We start from the raw sequence: 2,559 nt of genomic DNA, 5'->3' as shown, positions 1-2,559 counted from the left end.
TTTCGCAACTCCGCTCTGCTAAAAACCCGAACCTACCTCGGCCTACTCACCCCGTGCTTAGCACTCCATGGCTCGCAGCGAATGATAAAAACACCTCATCAGTAATCATTTGTGATTCTAATGAGCGTAAAAAAGGTAACAACTCCTGTTCAGCTATAGAATGTGCCATAGCTGTCGCTTCTGTCTTATTCATTACTTATTCCTTTGATTATTTAAGCTGCTATTTGCTCGAGTGTTACACCACCCATCCAAATTAAGATGAGAAACTCTATATTGTACTAGCTTAAATTTTTATTACTCTCTCAGTATACTCATATTCTCCAATACAAATAGCTTCGTGGAAAACTCACCATTAAAAATCCAAAAGATAAAACATAAAAGTTAAAATTTCTCCATTGCCTTTAAAATTATCCATTGCATATCCTTGAATATAGCCTTAAATTGTCTGTAAAATCTAAGGTCGCACGATGAAAATAGTAAAGGTAAAAATTAACATACATAACATTCAACCGACCTTATTAGATTACAATCTAATAAGATTTTACATAAGTAAAAACTGCTGTCAACAAAGTCAAAGGAACAGGTTGTATTAATTTTATGTCAAAAGAGAAGCAATTAAAAAAAATAGCCAACAACATAAAGAAAATTATGGAACATCAAGACCCCCCAATAAATAAACAACAATTAGCTGATAGGTCAAACATTAGCTACCCAACTCTCGTGCCAATATTACAAGGGGTAAGGGATTTTGGAATAACAAAACTAATTAATATTGCTGAAGCACTAAATGTATCACCTAATGAAATACTTAATAAAACATATACAGAACGTGATACAACAAGTAAAAAGCTCAGTAATAATATAGAATATTATGGTATTTTTATCTCTTCAGCAGATTCAACATATTGTTATTTCTATAATAAAATAACAGATGAAACATCTTATTTTGTTACAGAATTTATTATTAGTTGCAGCTTAAACTATATTGATATTATCGATAACATCAAGAGCACTATAGAAAAAACTATTAACTCTAATTTTAAAAATATGGCTATATTCTGCTCTGTTCAAGAATACGAATTTTCAAAAAAAAGGGAACTATTAATAAGTTATGGGAAAAAGCATTTTAATTTTTTTGCAGCTTACCCTGACTGGAAAACAAATTACCATGCAAACTTTAATAATGAAAGCGGCATTTGTATTGTAATAAACGATGGGCTATCAATTAGCTACAAAGAAAAAAACAAAAACCAAATTTTTAAGACTCAGGGTTTAGGGTTTCCAATTGCTGATGAAGGTGGAAACCTTTGGCTCGGTTGGCAAGCTATACGTTATGCAATAAAAGTTAGAGAAAATTTAAAAAATAGATCAAAATTATCTGACAAAATTTTAGCAGTATTTAATTTTAATCTGTATGAAATTTCTGAACAAATATCAAACACACCAAACAAGACCTACAATAAAGCTGCAAATATACTTAAAAATCAATACTTCCAAGAGTGCCAAGAAGCTAAATCCATCATCAATCTAGGGGGAGAGAAAATACAAGAGTATATTTTAGAAATTGATAATAAAATAGAAGATAAGCTGCCGGTTTGTATAACAGGGGACCTTTCTTATCTTTATCAAAAATATATACCCAATGACCGTCTAGCCCTATCAAACAAAGATCAAGAAGAGTTAATAAGAGACTACGCGATTGATGTCCTTAATAAGGCCCAAAAGTCTATTTAATGCATAATGCCTTCACATTAACCATTGAAATTAGAAATTACATTAGCATAGGATCTAAAAACTAATCAGAAATCTATCACTATAAGGGATTAAATGTCTATCACAGCAGTCAGTTTTACAACCGAAAAGGTTTTAACTCAATCTGATCCGACAGTCACCTGGTCAAACGCTGAAAACTGTCAGATCAAACCTGAACTACTAACTACTATAACCGGGCGCAGACTCTGCTTGCACTGCCGGCTGACTAAGCACACTTTGCATCATTAACGCTTCTCGTGTACCTTCCATTTCCACTACGTGCTCATGTTCCTTAACCACTTCCTTAGAAAACATAGAGGGCTGACCTACCCTCGCTTCTAATTGCTTCAACTGTATATTCAACGAATTAAACAAACAAGACCCTACTTCTAACGGTGACGCGATCACTTGTAATGCATTTATTTCCTCTATTAAGTTTTCCCTAACTTCGCTATACCGCAGTTTATCTGATATTCCAACAATAGCTTTATCAAACTCAGCTTCAATTTGTTCAGCTACTTTTCTTTCTAAAAATGCCAATCTTATGCTAAACGAACTAGTTGGGCTAAAGCTTTGTGACGCATAAATTTGCATTTGTAACATTTGTACCGCAACTAAGAGGTTTTTCTTATCTTTAAAAGAGGCCTCCTGCGTCGGCAGCTTTAGGAAGGCCTTGCTAAATTCAACGTAATCACTACTATAGGACATTATTTTAAGAGAAAAATAATTGCTCAACACAGTCAAACATCTTCTTCAAACTGCCGACAATTGGTGGCGTGACTTCATAGCTATAGCGCTGGATTAACA

Annotated in this window: 3 protein-coding genes; 1 reads left to right on the top strand and 2 read right to left on the bottom strand. The window is 33.6% G+C overall.

Annotation, left to right across the window (positions count from 1 at the left end):
- Positions 1-46: 46 nt before the first annotated feature.
- On the bottom strand, positions 47-193 hold the full coding sequence (locus C200_RS15630) for a hypothetical protein (protein ID WP_155046716.1): 147 nt from the start codon (positions 191-193) through the stop codon (positions 47-49).
- Between the two features lie 404 nt (positions 194-597).
- Between C200_RS15630 and C200_RS13865 the strand changes: the two genes are divergently transcribed.
- Positions 598-1,734, top strand: coding sequence for a helix-turn-helix domain-containing protein (locus tag C200_RS13865; RefSeq protein ID WP_016212107.1), 1,137 nt, complete (start codon positions 598-600; stop codon positions 1,732-1,734).
- A gap of 198 nt (positions 1,735-1,932) precedes the next feature.
- Here the strand turns inward: C200_RS13865 and C200_RS16460 are convergent, their stop codons facing one another.
- Positions 1,933-2,460, bottom strand: coding sequence for a hypothetical protein (locus C200_RS16460; RefSeq protein WP_016212108.1), 528 nt, complete (start codon positions 2,458-2,460; stop codon positions 1,933-1,935).
- Between the last annotated feature and the right edge of the window lie 99 nt (positions 2,461-2,559).

Origin of the sequence: Piscirickettsia salmonis LF-89 = ATCC VR-1361, from assembly GCF_000297215.2 — a bacterium.
Classification (GTDB): Bacteria; Pseudomonadota; Gammaproteobacteria; order Piscirickettsiales; family Piscirickettsiaceae; genus Piscirickettsia; species Piscirickettsia salmonis.
This window is presented reverse-complemented; position numbering and strand designations above follow the sequence as displayed.

Bases quoted from the DNA above. Each gene is read 5' to 3' on its own strand.
- C200_RS15630 (WP_155046716.1), bottom strand. From the start codon at position 193: ATGAATAAGACAGAAGCGACAGCTATGGCACATTCTATAGCTGAACAG.
- C200_RS16460 (WP_016212108.1), bottom strand. From the start codon at position 2,460: ATGTCCTATAGTAGTGATTACGTTGAATTTAGCAAGGCCTTCCTAAAG.
- C200_RS13865 (WP_016212107.1), top strand. From the start codon at position 598: ATGTCAAAAGAGAAGCAATTAAAAAAAATAGCCAACAACATAAAGAAA.